We start from the raw sequence: 16,062 nt of genomic DNA on the forward strand, positions 1-16,062 counted from the left end.
AAAGCTGGTCAACCTTAGTCAGACCTAACTTTGATGCTTACTTCCTGCTTCACTCTGGCAGTGACGGCACTTAACCAGTCCACAGGCTACCACCACCTAACTGGCGGCTATCTCCAAATTAATGGAGGCGTTAAAATCGCGGTCAAGTTCTAACCCGCAATTGTCACACCGGAAAACTCTTTCAGATAGGGGCATTTCATCCTTTTCGGTGTGGCATCTTGAACAGGTTTTAGTCGAGGGATACCATCGGTCTACTACAACCAAAGTTGACCCCCGTAGATCACAAAGAATTGAGATCTACAGGTTCAATGCCCACAAGAATACCATTGAGTTACTCATCCTTTGAGCCGTGGGAGAATCAAGACTTACTAAATCCTAAATCATTCTCCTCAGCATACCGCTCCATGAAACGCATAAAGCGATCCCATTCTTCTTGGGATTTCATGATCACAATTGCCTCTAATGCCGTCGGCTGTCCATTGACAAATTTGCCTTTAACCTCTCGGCTGACCAGCTCACCTTCTTCATCCATCAGGTATATACCTGTTATTTCTTCACCATAGTTGCCATTGAGCGCCTTAGGATTATCAAAATAAAAGGTTGCCGTACCATTGCTGCCATCACGAGAGCGAGTCAGGCGCACATCAGGTACAACTTCTTCGTCAATGCCTCTAATAAATTGAATTTTAGCCATGAGCCGTTCAGTCAAAATTTAAGAAAGTTATCAAAGTTATCACCAATTAAACTTCCCCCTGTTGCTTACGCTGAACAGTGGGATTTCAGTAGCCCTAAGACATGCTCCTCTAGCGAGCAAGCAAGTCCTGAACCTCCAGGCTGGTCTAAAAGCAGCCCCAAAACGGAAATATTCTTAGCGCCGTTCTCATCCGCATCACCAATCCAGCCGCAATGACCACAGCTAAACCTCTTACCACTTCTGTAGGATTTCCCTCTAACTGGGTGAATATGCAAACACTTATAACAGGTTTGCGAGGTATAGCGAGGGTTAACAAACACCAGGTTTACGCCAAACTTCACGGCTTTATAAGTCATAAATTGGCGAAATTGGTAGAACGTCCAACTGTTACTTCTACGCCTCTCAATTTTAGGTCGTGGTTGTTGATTGATGCCTTCTTTAATGCCTGTCAAATCTTCCAGAGCAATAGACTGGTTTGTGGTTTTGGTATGTTGAATAAGTCGGTAGCTAACCCTATGGTTCACCTGTGCTTGGAAGCGTCGTTCACGTCCACTCAACCGTTGCAAAATCTGTCTCGCCCTGCGGCGAGTAGACCTTGTGCCTTTGGACGCTTTTTGCTGCAACGAAGCTCTCACACGGGTGTACTTGTCCCGAATCTGAGTTATCTGTTTTCCGCTAAACTTCTCCCCTTCAGATGTAACGCAAATGTCTTTCCGTCCCAAATCAATACCCAAAACCTTACTCATCTTTTCTGGTTGTGGTGGTTCAGATTTCCACTGAATTTGCAGGTAATAACTGCCATCTTTGCGCTGTACCAATACTGCCGATTTAGGATTTATCCCAGTCAACAAGCGACACTGATAGTTGCCAATGTGCAAAGAGAAATTTTCTCTTCCTTTGAGCATGGTCAAGCTAACTTTCCAGTCTTTCTCTATAAAAGTGAAAGTCCGAGCATCATAAGTTGCACTGGTTGGAGCAAAACCCTTAACAGGTCGGTTCTGCTGTTTGGCAGTCTTACGATTAGCGCAAACTCGGCGAATAGCGTGGATAGTCATCTGAGCCGACAAACCCGAGTATTCTCGTGCTTCCCTGTAAATCAAGGACTGCACGGCTATCTGGTTGGTCAGTTTTGGGTCAGTGTTTTTATTCACGTACTCACAGCAGCTAGCAAAGGCACGAAGCACCGCATCAAGTTTTTCAACCTGTTGCGGGGATACTTCGATTTTGCAGCTAACTGTGAGGACTTGGAACATTTTCAAAACTCCTTCGAGTCCGAGTGTGGAGTTGTCACGTATTTATGTTTGTCCTCAGTGATCATACCAAAAACCCTACAATTAACAAAAAAAGCACGATTCTTCTGCCATAACGACCAAGGTAATGGCAAAATTGATAGAGCAGATCATCAAAGAATTATCAGGCGTCCCCTCATTGGTGTTAGCGTAGGTTAGCGGAATCCAGCTCACCTTACCCCTGAGGGGAGACGGTTTTGTAGATTCCTGCCAAAAATCTGCACCGTTTCACGGCGATTCCTCCAGTGCTTGACACGAAAGCGGGTACAAGTCTGGGACTCTCGCCACCTTGGCTCTTCCAAATCCTTAACCAATATCAATGGGCAAAAAGCGCGTTCTCTCTGGAGTTCAACCAACTGGCAATCTTCACCTGGGTAACTATCTCGGAGCAATCCGTAATTGGGTAGAAGCTCAGAGTCAGTATGAAAATTTCTTTTGCGTCGTCGATTTACATGCGATTACGGTTCCCCATAATCCAGCAACTTTAGCCGCAGATACCTATACGATCGCGGCGTTATATCTAGCTTGTGGGGTAGATCTAAACGATGCAACCATTTTTGTCCAATCTCACATCCCAGCTCACTGTGAACTCACCTGGCTGTTTAATTGCATCACGCCAATCAATTGGCTCGAACGCATGATTCAGTTTAAAGAAAAGGCTCTGAAGCAGGGAGAAAATGTCAGTACGGGTTTACTGGACTACCCTGTGCTGATGGCAGCAGATATTTTGCTCTATGATGCGGACTTAGTACCCGTGGGAGAAGACCAAAAGCAACATATCGAACTCACTCGTGATATTGTAATTCGGATTAATGACCAGTATGGCAGCAAAAAAAAGCCAGTGCTGAAACTGCCTGAACCCTTGATCCGTAAAGAAGGAGCGCGGGTGATGAGTCTCACCGATGGGACAAAGAAAATGTCCAAATCTGACCCATCCGAAATGAGTCGAATTAATCTACTGGATGCTCCAGAGGAGATTCAAAAGAAAATTAAGCGCTGTAAAACTGATCCAATTAAGGGTCTAGAATTTGACAATCCAGAACGTCCAGAGTGTAATAACTTGCTCACCCTTTATACCCTGCTTTCGGGGAAAACCAAGGAAGCTGTCGCCGCCGAATGTCAGGATATGGGGTGGGGACAGTTCAAAGCGGTGTTGAGTGAAGCAACCATTGAAGCCCTCAAACCGATTCAGCAAAACTATCAAGCTGTGATGGAAGATAAAGGCTATCTAGAGTCAGTGTTACGCCAAGGGCGCGAGAAAGCTGAAGCGATCGCTCTCTCAACCCTATCCAGAGTCAAGACAGCTATGGGGTACTCTACACCTCTGTAAAGGGGGAAGACGGGGAGGGTGTAGAGACGTAGCATGCTACGTCTCTACACTCGACCTTACCCTGTTCCCTGTTTCCTAACAAATGACAAATGACGAATGACAAACCTTATTAAACCCTCGTTTCGCGACGCCGTTAAATCAGGGGAATTCTTAATTACGGCTGAGGTTACCCCCCCCAAGGGAGGTGATCCAATTCACATGCTTGACATGGCAAAACCGCTTAAGCAGCGTGTTCATGCCGTTAATATTACGGATGGGTCTAGGGCTGTCCTGCGGATGTCTTCCTTGGCAGCCGCCGCTATTTTACACCAAAATGGAATTGAACCCATCTGTCAGATGGCTTGCCGCGATCGCAATCGACTGGGATTGCAGGCGGATCTGATGGGGGCACAAGCATTGGGTATTCGTAACATTCTTGCCCTAACTGGCGATCCAGTAAAAGTCGGTGATCATCCTGACGCTAAGCCCGTTTTTGATCTAGAATCAGTACGTTTGCTCCAGCTAATCAGTAAACTCAATCGTGGCTTCGATGCCAATGATAAACCATTGTCTGATGGAAATACAGACTTGTTTGCTGGAGCAGCCGTTGACCCTCAGTTAAAAAGTTGGTCTGGATTACAGCGTCGATTTGAGCGTAAACTAGAAGCGGGTGCCCAGTTTTTCCAGAGCCAACTGATTGCTGATTTCCAGCGGCTGGAAATGTTTATGGATAAGATTGCGGCTGACACCGATAAGCCGATTTTAGCTGGGATATTTTTGATTAAATCGGCGAAAAATGCTCAATTTCTCAATAAATACGTTCCCGGTGTCAACATTCCCCAATCTATTATTGATCGACTGGCAGCCGCCGTCGATCCACTGCAAGAAGGGATGAAAATTGCCGCTGAGCAAATCCAACTCGCGAAACAACTGTGTCAGGGTGTCCATATTATGGTAATTAAGCGAGAAGATTTAATTCCCCAGATTCTCGATTTAGCGGGAATCCCTCCTTTGAACAGGTAAAACGAATTTCAGTAGACCGAAACGTTTTTGGTTGCGATCGCGCGCGGGGAGCAATGTAGGTAGAGACGAGCCATGGCACGTCTGGGAGTAGGGGAATAGGGAAAGATTATCGTTTTTTAGATACCTCACATTTGACGTTTAATTAATTTTTTGGTCTGTATTCAAGCGCCGAAATGATTGCAGGGTGCTTGATTTGAGGAAAAAGAACGGATGAACAAGACGGTAGATACCGAAATTTGTAACGTTACAGTGTATGATGACCAGGCGCTAGTTAGGCGCCGGGGCGTTGTACAGCTAACGGGTGAGGAACGGGAACTGGTCATTGCTAATTTACCCGTAACGATTTTAAGCGAATCCGTTCAGGTGTCGAGTACAGGTTGTGTCGGTAGGCGATTATTAGAGGTGCGGACGGAACAAACCAGTACTCGTGAAGCGACTCACCCAAAAGTTAGCCAACTTTCTGAGGAAATTAGTCAGTTAGAAGAGCAAAGACGTCAGGGACAAGATGTGCTGACGTTGCTGAATCTACAGCGGAATTTTATCAAAAATTTAGGGAATCAGTATCTGGAGCGCTTGACAAAATCCCAAAACCCTGAACCGTTGAACTTGACTCAAATCGGGGAATTGCTGGATTTTGTGGGAGAACGGTGGCAGAATTTATCTAGTGCGATCGCGCAACAAGATCACGAGCAAAAACAGCTTAACACTCAGTTACAGGCGGTGCGAGGGCAGTTTCAGCAGCTCTCTACCCCCCAGATTCATGACAGCTTTAATATCATTGTCACCCTAGAACCATCGGGTTCGGGGGAATTAGCGATCGAGGTTTCTTACAAAGTTACAGGGGTAAGTTGGCAACCCGTCTATGATTTACATTGGCAAGATAAGCTCCAAGCCGTTAGCCTTAGTTACTTGGCTCAAATTACTCAAAACACGGGTGAAGATTGGTTAGGTGTAGCCCTTACCCTTTCCACCGCCGAACCCGGAGTTGGGCGGGAAATTCCCCCGATTACACCCTGGTATATCGATCTGCAACAGCCTAGCGCCTTGGCAAATCGGACAACCACAAACCCAAAGGAGCATAACTCACCTCGCCCCACGTTGGTGAATATGCCCTTTCCTGGGATAGCGCCAGAACCCGAACCGACGATAGATGAAGAGTTAGAGCGGTTGAGAGCCGAAAAGGAAATTGGGGAACGTCCGGGACAAAAGGGTATTGTTACCTTTACCCTCGATAGTCAAGCGACTATTCCCAGTGACGGGGTTAGCCATAAGGTTCCTATTTTCCACAGAGATGATTATCCCTGTAGGGCTGAATATGTGGCGATGTCGCGCCAACTTAATTTTGCTTACCTGAAAGCAACGGTGACAAATCCGTTGAATGGCGTTACCTTATTACCGGGACTGATAACCATCTTTCGCGATAATACATTTATTGGCACAACCGAAATCGCGAATATTGCCCCAGGTCAAGATTTTCAAATCGATTTGGGTGTGGACGATGGGCTAAAAATTGAGCGGTATTTAGTAGAACGACAGATGGATAAGAAGCTGATTGGGAGTCAGCAGCGTGAAGTGGCTACTTATGCTTATCGGTTAACTGTTGCGAATTTACGACACAAAGATGCACAAGTTAAGGTGATGGAACAACTGCCGGTGAGTTGTCATTCCCAACTGAAAGTTCGGCTCACTGATGCTAATCCTCAAGTTCAAGTTGGTGAATTGGGTGTGTTGGAATGGTTACTAACTTTGCCTTCCCTTGCCTCTCAGGAGTTATCCTATCAGTTTACGGTGGAGTATTTGCCGGAATTCAGGGTGATAGGATTAGACATTTAGCCATAAAATTAATTAAGACTTATTAGGCATAGTCTGAATTTGGTGGAAGCGAGTTAGGTTAGAGGGAGACTCTATATTAAGCATTATGGAGCGAATCCGTGCAAGGCAGTGGCAACTGATTGAAAGTGAAGCTATCGCAGTTGAACTGGGAAAAATGCGTAATCTGGAGAAAAAAAACTATATATTAGAACTCTTAGAATTAGCAACAGTGACGCAGGAAATTAACGAAAATATTGACCTGCGATCGCAACAATTGGAGGGGTTAGGTTTTGGACTTTATGATTCGTTTCATCTAGCTTGTGCGGAGGCGGCTCAGGCTGACATATTTCTCTCTACTGATGATCGCCTACTAAAAAATCCTATCCGACATCAAGAGGCTTTAAACCCAGATTCCGCATGTCAGTCTGTAGTATGTTAATTCTGGTGTAGTTTGCTTGTCAGGAATTGTATGATCAGTTTACAGTCGGGTATTTGCCGGAATTTAGGGTGATAGGATTAGATGTGTAACCTAGTATGCACTCGCTCATCTAGGGAGGAGTCCGATGCCTGGTTTGACGATTAAAGACCTGGAAAAATTGCAGGTGCAACATCCACACTATCGAATGGAGTTGATCGGTGGGGAGATTATTGTTATGAGTCCTTCAGGGTATGAATCCGACGAAGTTGCTGCCGAGATTATCGCCCAGTTGCGTAACTGGGTCAGACCTCGCAGGTTAGGGCGAGTGACGGCATCCAATGCTGGATTTATTCTCCCCAATGCTTCGGAGGACGTGCGTGCGCCGGATGCGTCCTTTGTCCGAGCCGAGCGATTGCCGCGAACCACAGGAGATTATGCTCAGTTAGTCCCTGATTTAATGTTTGAGGTCAAGTCCAAAACTGACTCTTTGTCCAAGCTGCGTCAGAAGATTCAGGAGTTTCTAGCACTAGGAACACAGGTTGGGGTTTTAGTTGATCCGAGAAGTCGGACGATGGAGGTTTATCGTCCGGGTGTGGAGAAAGTAGTTTTGCGGGATGGTGATGTGCTGACGGTGCCGGAACTGCTGCCGGGATGGGAGTTAGTCGTAGCTGAAATTTGGGCACCAGAGTTTGACTAATACCAAATAGTTCTACCAAATAGTTCTAACCCTAACCGGGAGCATGTCGAATTTAGAAATGGTGATAAACTTAGCGATCGCTAAATTTTTGGGAATCCCCATGACGATGGGAGGCGGAGCCTCCATAAGAGCATTCCCAGGCAGAGCCTGGGAACGAGGGTGTCTCTAGAAAGTAGCTAGATTACTGACGCCAAACTTCATCGACAACATCCCCTGATGAACCGACTAATTGGATATGCAAGGGCATTTGACCGAAGGCATGGGTAGAACAGCTTAAGCAGGGATCAAAGGCGCGAATTCCGGCTTCAACTCGGTTTAATAACCCTTCAGGTATTTCATTCCCGTGGATATAATGTTTGGCAATTTGTGCCACGGTTTTGTTCATCGCCAAGTTATTTTGACCCGTGGCAATAATCATGTTGACTTTCTTGATAATGCCATTTTCATCAACATTATAGTGGTGGAACAATGTACCTCTGGGCGCTTCACTGACACCGATGCCTTCTAAATTGTTAATTCCGGCTTCAGCACGAGTACGTTTGGAAACAATATCTGGATCTTCAACTAATTGTTCAATCCGTTCTAAAGCTGCCAGAATTTCCACTAAGCGGGCATAGTGATAGAAGAAGGATGAGGTGGCGACACCGCCTGCGCGATCGCGAAATTCTTGTAACTCCCGATCCGCCGCTTCCGTGCCCATGCGATCGCAGATATTCAGTCGGGCTAATGGACCTACCCGATAAATCCCATCCGGGTATCCTAGGGGTTTATAGTAGGGGAATTTCAAATAAGACCAGGGTTCAACCGCTTCACCCATAAAGTCTCGATAATCATCCTCACTGAGTCCATCCGCCACCATATTCCCTTCACTATCTTTAAAGCGAAGATGACCATCATAATGTTCCCAGACTCCATCTTTGCCGACTAACCCCATAAACAGGGAGGGGAACAAACCAAAGGTTTCTACCTCGGTAGAAAACTTATCCAATAACTGCTTAAACAGCCCCAGGGCGGTATCTAGAGTCGCACGGGATTCCGGTAAGCGATCGCGTATCCAAGCCCGCCCCTCTTCCGATAGAGGCGATCGCACACCGCCAGGAACCGCCCAAGACGGGTGAATCTTCTTCGCCCCCAATAATTCAATCACCGTTTGACCAAACTGGCGCAAGCGAATCCCACTGCGGGCTAAATCTGGATCAGCCGCAATTAACCCAAACACATTCCGAGTCGCTGGATCACTATCCCATCCCAATAAAAAGTCAGGACTACTCAGATGGAAAAACGACAGCGCGTGAGATTGAGTAATTTGACCCAAATTCATCATCCGCCGCAATTTCTCACCCGCAGGCGGTACCTTCACCGCTTGAATTTTATCCCCAGTTTTCGCCGACGCCAGTAAATGACTCACCGGACAAATCCCACAAATTCGAGCCGTAATTCCCGCCATTTCCCACATCGGGCGTCCTTCACAGAACTTTTCAAAACCCCGGAATTCCACCACATGAAATCTAGCGTCTTCCACTTCCCCCGCATCATCGAGAAAGATAGAAATTTTCGCGTGTCCTTCAATACGAGTAACCGGATCAATAACAACTGTTTTAGCCATAACATTACCCTTGTTTATTTGTTTCTTTGTCCTTTGCTTATTTTCTTGGTTAATTATTGTTCGTCATCAACTATCAACTTTAACCAATGACAAAGGACATAAGACGAATGACCAATGACTATCCAAACTTAATCATTTCCCGTCCTTCCATAACGGGTTTTTCACCTCGCAGTAAAGGTTCGATTGTTGCTTGAATTCGGTCGGCTGGTGGTGGACAACCGGGCATAAATAAATCAACGTGAACCACCTCATGCACAGGGCGCACGCGGTCTAGTAATTCTGGGACAATTCCAGGGAATTTTGGTAATTGGGGATTAGTGTCTCCCAACTCCAAATAACAGCGTTTCAGCACAGGTTCTGCCCCTCCCAACATATTCCGCAGGGCGGGTACATTCGCGGTTACAGCACAATCGCCAAAGGAAATCAGGAATTTGGTGCGTTCTCTGGCTATGCGAATTAACTCTAAGTTTTCTTCATTAGCGATACCCCCTTCTACTAAACAAACATCCACGTCTTCGGGGTAGTCTTTAATATCAGAAGCCACGGGGCTAAAAACTACATCCACTTTCTCCGCCAATTCCAGTAGCCACTCGTCTAGATCCAGAAAGGACATGTGACAGCCGGAACAGCCACACAACCAAATCGTCGCTAATTTTATCTTTGCCATGTTTTATTTCTCCCATAATTGGTGATTGGGGAACAGGGGAACAGGGGATTGGGCGAAGCATTCGCGTTGGGATTTGAGTAGAAATCCGAGATATTTGGGCGCGAATGCGAGAGCCCCTACGATTTTGTCACCGCGTCCATTTTCGATCTTCCCGTGCTGTGACCAAAAATTCTACTTTCCCTCTGTCTTTTTCCATTTCCGCGACTGTAGAACCTTTGCGGAAAAGAGAACCTGTGGGACAAGCATCTACACACTTACCACAAGAGGTACAGGCTTCCACCTCTCCCCAAGGTTGAGCTAACCCGCTAATTACACGGGAAGCCGGACCCCGACCTGCCACATCCCAGACGTGGGCGCCTTCGATTTCATCACAGACTCGCACGCATCGGGTACAGAGAATACAGCGGTTGTGATCGATGCCGAAGCGGTCGTGAGACACATCCACCCCTCGTTCTGGAAAGCGGTAGGGGAAACGGGTGTGATCCATCCCCACCTCAATTGCCACATCTTGCAGTTGACAATTGCCATTGGCTACACAGATGGCACAGATGTGATTCCCTTCGGAAAACAGCATCTCGACAACCATGCGGCGGTATTCTTGGATCGTTTCGGTATTGGTATGAACTTTCATTCCCTCTGCTACCTCAGTAACGCAGGCAGGGAGGAGTTTGTTACTACCTTCAATCTGCACTAAACACAACCGACAAGCGCCCACATCGGTAACCCCTTCTAGATGGCACAATGTAGGGATATGGACACCTGCTTCTTTAGCTGCGGTTAGGAGGGTGGCGCCTTCTTCAATGGCGAGATCAACACCATCAATTGTCAATGTTTTTACTGACATATCTTTTGTCCTTAGTCATTTTTCCTTGGTCATTCATCAACAAACTTATGACTTATGGGGTGGGTTTTGCTGATTTAATTAGTTTTAGTTCCTAAACCCGTCCCTACAGTCCCTAAAATTAACCCTTCACAACCTTCGAGGGTAGGCTGATGACTTATGACTTCACCGCCACTTTGCCATTGGGGCTGTCTTGAAGCAGCGCCAGATACTCATCCCGGAAATAGTGCAACGTACTTAGGACGGGATTGGGTGCGGTTTGACCCAAACCACATAGACTGGTAGATTTCACCATTTCACAGAGGTGTTCAAGTTGTTCAATATCTCTCATCGTGGCTTCTCCCTTGAGGATCTTGGTCAGCGCTTGGTACATTTGCACTGTTCCAACCCGACAGGGAATGCATTTACCGCAAGTTTCTCCGCGACAGAATTCCATGTAAAACTGGGCAACCTCAATCATACTGGTGGTTTCATCCATCACCACCATACCGCCGGAACCCATCATTGAGCCGATTTTAGTCAAGGAGTCGTAGTCTACGGGGGTGTCGAGGAGTGATGCGGGAATGCAACCACCAGAAGGACCACCTGTCTGCACCGCCTTGACTTCACCATCGGGTACGCCGCCACCCATTTCTTCAATGATTTCCCGTAGGGTGATACCCATGGGAACTTCAATCAAACCATTGTTGCGGATTTTACCCGTGAGGGCGAACACTTTCGTACCTTTGCTCTTTTCGGTGCCGATATTGGCGTACCATTCGGCTCCTTCCCGAATAATGGCAGAAATATTAGCAAAGGTTTCGACATTATTAATTAAAGTAGGACATCCCCATAAGCCCGATTGCGCGGGGTAGGGGGGGCGGGGGCGAGGCATTCCCCGTCCGCCTTCTACGGAGGCGATTAAGGCGGTTTCTTCACCGCAGACGAAAGCACCTGCACCAATGCGGATATCAACTTTAAAGTCAAAGGGAGAGCCGAAGATTTGACTCCCTAGAAGGCTGAGTCTTTTAGCTTGCTTGATTGCCTTTTGCAGGCGATCGATCGCGAGAGGATATTCAGCCCGGACATAGATGAAAGCTTGTGTAGCACCAACCGCATAACCTGCGATCGCCATTCCTTCTAGAACCCGATGGGGGTCACTCTCTAACACCGAGCGATCCATGAACGCACCGGGATCACCCTCATCCGCATTACAGATAACATATTTTTGCTCCCCAGGCATCTTCGCCATGGTTGCCCATTTCAATCCCGTGGGATAGCCGCCGCCACCGCGTCCCCGCAACCCACTCTTGCTGATTTCATCGACAACCTCCGCCGGGGTCATATCATGAATAACTTTATAAAGGGATTGATACCCCCCCGCCGCAATATATTCTTCAATCCGTTCTGGGTCAATTTTGCCACTGGTTTCCCGGACGATTCGCATTTGGCGAGCAAAAAAGGGGTGATTCAGATCGCCCTCATCTGCCGTGGCTGTCCCGCCGTTAAGTGCTTCAATAATACTAGCGGCATCATCGGGAGTTACTTCCTCATATAGTTTTTCCTGGGGATCGATTTCCACCAAAGGACCTCGCCCACAGAATCCCATACAACCGACACCAACCACTTGCACGCGATCGCCTAATCCTGCTGTTTTAACCGCTCCCTCTAAATTTTTCTTTACACCCAAGGAATTTGCCGCTTGGCAACCCGTTGACGTACAGCAATGTACCCGGATGCTTTTTTGCGCCTTGCGTTCTTCCTCAGCAATTTCTTGCAGTTCCGTTAAGTCCATCTTTTTCTCTCCTCATCAGTTATGGAATCAACCCACCCGCACAAAATTCATCATTCCATCCATCCCTTCACCTTCTCCAGGGCCAATTCTGCGGTTTGTTTCGGCGCAACTGTGCCATCAAACACCACGGCTGGGGCGATACCGCAGGCTCCAAGACAACGGGCGCTGAGCAAGGACATTTCCCCATCGGGGGTAGTGTCGCCCACTTGGATACCAAGATGCTCTTCTAGTGCTGATAACACTTGTCCGCCGCCTTTGACGTAACAAGCCGTACCCGTACAAACCACACAAGTATGAGTGCCACCGGGCTTCAGGGAGAATAGATGGTAAAATGTCGCCACCCCATACACCCGACTCAGGGGGAGTTTTAGCCCTCGTGCTACATACAGCAACACGTCCTCCTCCAGATAGCCAAAGGCTTCCTGTGCCTTGTGGAGAACTTCAATCAAAACATCAGGACGATACTGAGCCCGCTTCATAGTGATATCTAGGACTTTGAAGCGCTTATCACCACTGGGATGTCCTGTCTTGGCTTCCTTTGGTTTTTTCGCAGCAGTGGTGTCTGCACGAGCCGTGGGCGCAGTTGCCATAGTTAACTCTCCTTTATTTGAGTATCTGTAGGGTGGGCATTTGCCCACCCCACAACAGGTTTACACCGCAGGTACGGCAGGTTGGGTATCGCTTATACTGGTGTCACCGATCGCACCATTGCCGTTGACGGTTTCGACATCAGGAACCTCACCCAAGTCGCCGTGATAGGCTTTGGTAAGGATTTCCTTAAGATCTGCAATCAAGGGATAGCGGGGATTCGCGCCAGTACATTGATCATCGAATGCCTGATCCGCTACTTCGTCAAGTTTGGCGAAGTATTCCGCTTCACTTTCCTTAATCACATCCTTCAGCGCCGCCGGAATCCCCACCTGACGCTTGAGTTCCTCAATTGCCCCAATCAGGTGATTGATTTTCTCGTTTTCGGTATCGCCGCCCAAGTGCAGGTAATCGGCAATCCGAGAATAGCGCCATTTGGCATTGGGATACTTGTACTGGGAGAATGTCGCCTGCTTAAAGGGCGCATCCGTGGCGTTGTAGCGAATAACGTGGGAAATTAACATGGCATTCGCTAACCCGTGGGGGACATGGAAAATAGCCCCTAATTGGTGTGCCATAGAATGACAGATGCCCAGGAAACTATTGGCAAACGCCATCCCTGCCATCGTGGCGGCATAGTGCATTTTCTCCCGCGCCTTGGGATCATTTGCACCATTTTTGTATGCCGAAGGCAGGTATTTAAAGATTAGGCGAATTGCCTCTAGTGCCAACCCATTGGTATATTCACTAGCTAACACCGAAACATAAGCTTCTAAAGCGTGAGTCAAGGCATCGACACCCCCGAATGCGGTGAGACTCTTGGGCATATTTAGGACTAATTCGGGGTCTACAATCGCCATATTTGGCGTTAAGGCATAGTCCGCCAAAGGATACTTAATATCATTGCGGCGATCGGTTACTACCGCAAACGGGGTAACTTCTGAACCCGTTCCCGATGTCGTGGGAATGGCTACCATCATCGCTTTCTCACCCAAGGGGGGCAGTTCATACACCCGTTTGCGGATATCCATGAACCGCATCGCTAACCCCTCAAATTCAATCTCTGGATGCTCATACATCAGCCACATAATTTTGGCAGCATCCATGGGCGAACCCCCACCCAAGGCGATAATCACATCGGGCTTGAAGGTGTTCATCAACGTCAATCCCCGTTGTACGGTTTCTAAGGAGGGGTCTGGCTCTACGTCATAGAAGATATCGTATTTGATACCAATTTCAGCCAAAACCTCTTCGACGCTAGCCGTCATCCCTAGATCGTAAATGGGTTTGTCGGTGACGATAAATGCCCGTTCTTTCCCCGCTAACTCCCGCAGGGCGATGGGCAGGGACCCATACTTAAAGTACACCTTGGGCGGTATCCGGAACCAGAGCATATTTTCCCGCCGTTCCGCGATCGTTTTTATGTTCAGCAGGTGTTCCGGTCCGACATTTTCACTGATGGAGTTCCCTCCCCAAGTACCACAACCCAGCGTCAACGAGGGATCAAGGCGGAAGTTATAGATATCCCCGATCGCACCTTGGGAGGAGGGGGTGTTAATTAAGACGCGAGACGCCTGAACTTGGTCTTCAAACCGTTTAATATGGTCAGCATTGGCTGGATTGGTGTACAGCACCGCCGTATGTCCACGTCCGCCAAATTCAACCAATTGTCCGGCTTTGTCTACCGCATCCTCAAAATCTTTAGCCCGATACATTGCCAGAACGGGGGAGAGTTTCTCGAAGGAAAAGGGTTCATCAGTGCCAATCTTTTCCACTTCGCCAATAATCACCCGGGTTTGTTCCGGTAAGGCAAATCCAGCTAATTCGGCTAACTTCTCAACAGGTTGACCGACAATTTCGGCATTTAAGCGCCCATTGACAATAATTTTACTCCCCATTTTTTCCCGTTCTTCTGGCGTCAAGAAGTAAGCGCCGCGATTAATAAATTCTTGGCGAACTTCCTCGTAAACATTATCCAAGACAATCACCGACTGCTCACTGGCGCAGATCATGCCATTGTCAAAGGTTTTACTCAGAATAATCGAAGACACCGCCATTTTAATGTGAGCGCTGGAATCAATCACCGCTGGCGTGTTTCCTGCACCAACACCGAGAGAGGGATGTCCCGAAGAATAGGCGGCTTTCACCATTCCCGGACCCCCTGTCGCCAGGATCAGCTTCACATCGGGGTGCTGCATCAAAGCTTGGGAAAGAGGCACCGTTGGTTCATCAATCCAGCCGATAATATTCTCAGGTGCGCCAGCCGCTACCGCCGCGTCTAAGACGACTTTTGCCGCTTCCAGGGTGCATTGTTTGGCACGGGGATGAGGGGAGAAAATAATCCCATTTCGGGTTTTCAGAGCAATTAATGCCTTAAAAATCGCCGTTGAGGTGGGGTTGGTGGTGGGTACGATCCCCGCTAAAATACCAACGGGTTCAGCAATTTTCTGGAAACCGAACGATTTGTCCTCTTCGACAACACCACAAGTTTTATCATGTTTGTACTTGTTGTAGATCATTTCCGAGGCAAAGTGGTTTTTAATCACCTTATCCTCAACCACTCCCATGGCAGTTTCACTGACCGCTAATTTTGCCAAAGGAATCCGGGCTGCATTAGCCGCGAGTGCCGCTTTTTTGAAGATGGCATCGACCTGCTCTTGAGTGTAGCTAGCGTATTGGGTTTGAGCTGCTTTAACCCGTTTAATTAATTCTTCGAGTTCCTGATGGTTTGTGACTTTAATCATGTTGGTTGCGGTAAGTTTCGTCATGGGTCAAGATTTAATGTCCCTCACACCCACTATTGAGTTGGTTCTTGTTATTGCTCGTTTACTAATCGAGCAGATTTCCCAGCTAAAGCGACTGAGTTTCTCCCTGAATAGCAACCATAGTTTTGCCACTTACTTTTGCTTGCACCCTTACATTTGCGTCATGGCAAACTGAGCTACTCCCAGTATAAAGTGGGTAGGACTTCATAAAAATCTCCTCATTGGAATACTCAAATTTGCTCCGGCTAATCCCCTAGAATGATTCGATTCAACAATAATTAATCAGATCGTTGATTAATCAGACAGTTCCTCCCCATGCAGTATAGACCAAGAATTCATGACTAGGGTAGTCCAGGGAATCTCAGGAATACTTTTTCCTCCCGTCACACTTACTATACTATCTCGAACGAGGGATTCATACATTAATAAATCAATGAAATTTTTAGGATTGCGCTAGACTTTAGCCTCCTGAATTTTAGAATTTCTTAATAAACAACGCTCTAGTTGTTCAAACGCCAGACTAGCTTTTTTCAACCAACCCAAACTGTTAACCATGAACCAAGCATCGGACAAGGCGTC

The 16,062-nt window shown here is 47.4% G+C and carries 13 protein-coding genes and 1 pseudogene; 5 read left to right on the forward strand and 9 right to left on the reverse strand.

Features of this window, described 5'->3' with window-relative positions; genetic code table 11:
* Positions 1 to 96: 96 nt before the first annotated feature.
* The 3 genes and pseudogenes from RID09_RS00185 to RID09_RS00195 form a co-directional block, all read right to left on the reverse strand.
* A pseudogene (locus RID09_RS00185) lies at positions 97 to 285 on the reverse strand (zinc ribbon domain-containing protein); the annotation flags it as partial.
* A gap of 73 nt (positions 286 to 358) precedes the next feature.
* The gene (gene psb28, locus RID09_RS00190) at positions 359 to 694 is read right to left on the reverse strand and encodes a photosystem II reaction center protein Psb28 (protein WP_446333962.1); all 336 of its coding nucleotides are present in this window, start codon (positions 692 to 694) and stop codon (positions 359 to 361) included.
* A gap of 65 nt (positions 695 to 759) precedes the next feature.
* Entirely contained in the window at positions 760 to 1,947 is a 1,188-nt protein-coding gene (locus RID09_RS00195) for an RNA-guided endonuclease InsQ/TnpB family protein (protein ID WP_446333939.1), read from the reverse strand.
* 355 nt (positions 1,948 to 2,302) lie between these two features.
* Between RID09_RS00195 and trpS the strand changes: the two genes are divergently transcribed.
* The 5 genes from trpS to RID09_RS00220 all read left to right on the forward strand — a co-directional run bounded on the left by trpS (position 2,303) and on the right by RID09_RS00220 (position 7,242).
* Complete coding sequence (gene trpS / locus RID09_RS00200) at positions 2,303 to 3,313, forward strand: tryptophan--tRNA ligase (protein ID WP_446333940.1); 1,011 nt, start codon at positions 2,303 to 2,305, stop codon at positions 3,311 to 3,313.
* A 96-nt stretch (positions 3,314 to 3,409) separates the two neighbouring features.
* Positions 3,410 to 4,315, forward strand: coding sequence for a methylenetetrahydrofolate reductase (locus RID09_RS00205; protein ID WP_446333941.1), 906 nt, complete (start codon positions 3,410 to 3,412; stop codon positions 4,313 to 4,315).
* Positions 4,316 to 4,525: 210 nt separating this feature from the next.
* Positions 4,526 to 6,148 (forward strand): mucoidy inhibitor MuiA family protein, encoded by a 1,623-nt coding sequence (locus tag RID09_RS00210; RefSeq protein WP_446333942.1) that lies wholly within the window; start codon positions 4,526 to 4,528, stop codon positions 6,146 to 6,148.
* Between the two features lie 85 nt (positions 6,149 to 6,233).
* Positions 6,234 to 6,566: a hypothetical protein gene (locus RID09_RS00215; protein ID WP_446333943.1), complete on the forward strand. Its 333-nt coding sequence runs from the start codon at positions 6,234 to 6,236 to the stop codon at positions 6,564 to 6,566.
* A 124-nt stretch (positions 6,567 to 6,690) separates the two neighbouring features.
* Positions 6,691 to 7,242, forward strand: coding sequence for a Uma2 family endonuclease (locus RID09_RS00220; protein ID WP_446333944.1), 552 nt, complete (start codon positions 6,691 to 6,693; stop codon positions 7,240 to 7,242).
* Positions 7,243 to 7,423: 181 nt separating this feature from the next.
* Here the strand turns inward: RID09_RS00220 and RID09_RS00225 are convergent, their stop codons facing one another.
* The 6 genes from RID09_RS00225 to adhE form a co-directional block, all read right to left on the reverse strand.
* Complete coding sequence (locus RID09_RS00225) at positions 7,424 to 8,848, reverse strand: Ni/Fe hydrogenase subunit alpha (protein WP_446333945.1); 1,425 nt, start codon at positions 8,846 to 8,848, stop codon at positions 7,424 to 7,426.
* A 118-nt stretch (positions 8,849 to 8,966) separates the two neighbouring features.
* Positions 8,967 to 9,515, reverse strand: coding sequence for an NADH-quinone oxidoreductase subunit B family protein (locus tag RID09_RS00230; RefSeq protein WP_446333946.1), 549 nt, complete (start codon positions 9,513 to 9,515; stop codon positions 8,967 to 8,969).
* Positions 9,516 to 9,642: 127 nt separating this feature from the next.
* The gene (gene hoxU / locus RID09_RS00235) at positions 9,643 to 10,359 is read right to left on the reverse strand and encodes a bidirectional hydrogenase complex protein HoxU (RefSeq protein WP_446333947.1); all 717 of its coding nucleotides are present in this window, start codon (positions 10,357 to 10,359) and stop codon (positions 9,643 to 9,645) included.
* A gap of 154 nt (positions 10,360 to 10,513) precedes the next feature.
* Complete coding sequence (gene nuoF, locus RID09_RS00240) at positions 10,514 to 12,130, reverse strand: NADH-quinone oxidoreductase subunit NuoF (protein WP_446333948.1); 1,617 nt, start codon at positions 12,128 to 12,130, stop codon at positions 10,514 to 10,516.
* Between the two features lie 50 nt (positions 12,131 to 12,180).
* Complete coding sequence (gene hoxE / locus RID09_RS00245; RefSeq protein ID WP_446333949.1) at positions 12,181 to 12,720, reverse strand: bidirectional hydrogenase complex protein HoxE; 540 nt, start codon at positions 12,718 to 12,720, stop codon at positions 12,181 to 12,183.
* A 60-nt stretch (positions 12,721 to 12,780) separates the two neighbouring features.
* Entirely contained in the window at positions 12,781 to 15,462 is a 2,682-nt protein-coding gene (adhE, locus tag RID09_RS00250; RefSeq protein ID WP_446333963.1) for a bifunctional acetaldehyde-CoA/alcohol dehydrogenase, read from the reverse strand.
* Positions 15,463 to 16,062: the final 600 nt, after the last annotated feature.

The organism is Coleofasciculus sp. G1-WW12-02, from assembly GCF_040219735.1.
Classification (GTDB): domain Bacteria; phylum Cyanobacteriota; class Cyanobacteriia; order Cyanobacteriales; family Coleofasciculaceae; genus Coleofasciculus.

Bases quoted from the DNA above. Each gene is read 5' to 3' on its own strand.
- psb28 (WP_446333962.1), bottom strand. From the start codon at position 694: ATGGCTAAAATTCAATTTATTAGAGGCATTGACGAAGAAGTTGTACCT.
- RID09_RS00195 (WP_446333939.1), bottom strand. From the start codon at position 1,947: ATGTTCCAAGTCCTCACAGTTAGCTGCAAAATCGAAGTATCCCCGCAA.
- trpS (WP_446333940.1), top strand. From the start codon at position 2,303: ATGGGCAAAAAGCGCGTTCTCTCTGGAGTTCAACCAACTGGCAATCTT.
- RID09_RS00205 (WP_446333941.1), top strand. From the start codon at position 3,410: ATGACAAACCTTATTAAACCCTCGTTTCGCGACGCCGTTAAATCAGGG.
- RID09_RS00210 (WP_446333942.1), top strand. From the start codon at position 4,526: ATGAACAAGACGGTAGATACCGAAATTTGTAACGTTACAGTGTATGAT.
- RID09_RS00215 (WP_446333943.1), top strand. From the start codon at position 6,234: ATGGAGCGAATCCGTGCAAGGCAGTGGCAACTGATTGAAAGTGAAGCT.
- RID09_RS00220 (WP_446333944.1), top strand. From the start codon at position 6,691: ATGCCTGGTTTGACGATTAAAGACCTGGAAAAATTGCAGGTGCAACAT.
- RID09_RS00225 (WP_446333945.1), bottom strand. From the start codon at position 8,848: ATGGCTAAAACAGTTGTTATTGATCCGGTTACTCGTATTGAAGGACAC.
- RID09_RS00230 (WP_446333946.1), bottom strand. From the start codon at position 9,515: ATGGCAAAGATAAAATTAGCGACGATTTGGTTGTGTGGCTGTTCCGGC.
- hoxU (WP_446333947.1), bottom strand. From the start codon at position 10,359: ATGTCAGTAAAAACATTGACAATTGATGGTGTTGATCTCGCCATTGAA.
- nuoF (WP_446333948.1), bottom strand. From the start codon at position 12,130: ATGGACTTAACGGAACTGCAAGAAATTGCTGAGGAAGAACGCAAGGCG.
- hoxE (WP_446333949.1), bottom strand. From the start codon at position 12,720: ATGGCAACTGCGCCCACGGCTCGTGCAGACACCACTGCTGCGAAAAAA.
- adhE (WP_446333963.1), bottom strand. From the start codon at position 15,462: ATGATTAAAGTCACAAACCATCAGGAACTCGAAGAATTAATTAAACGG.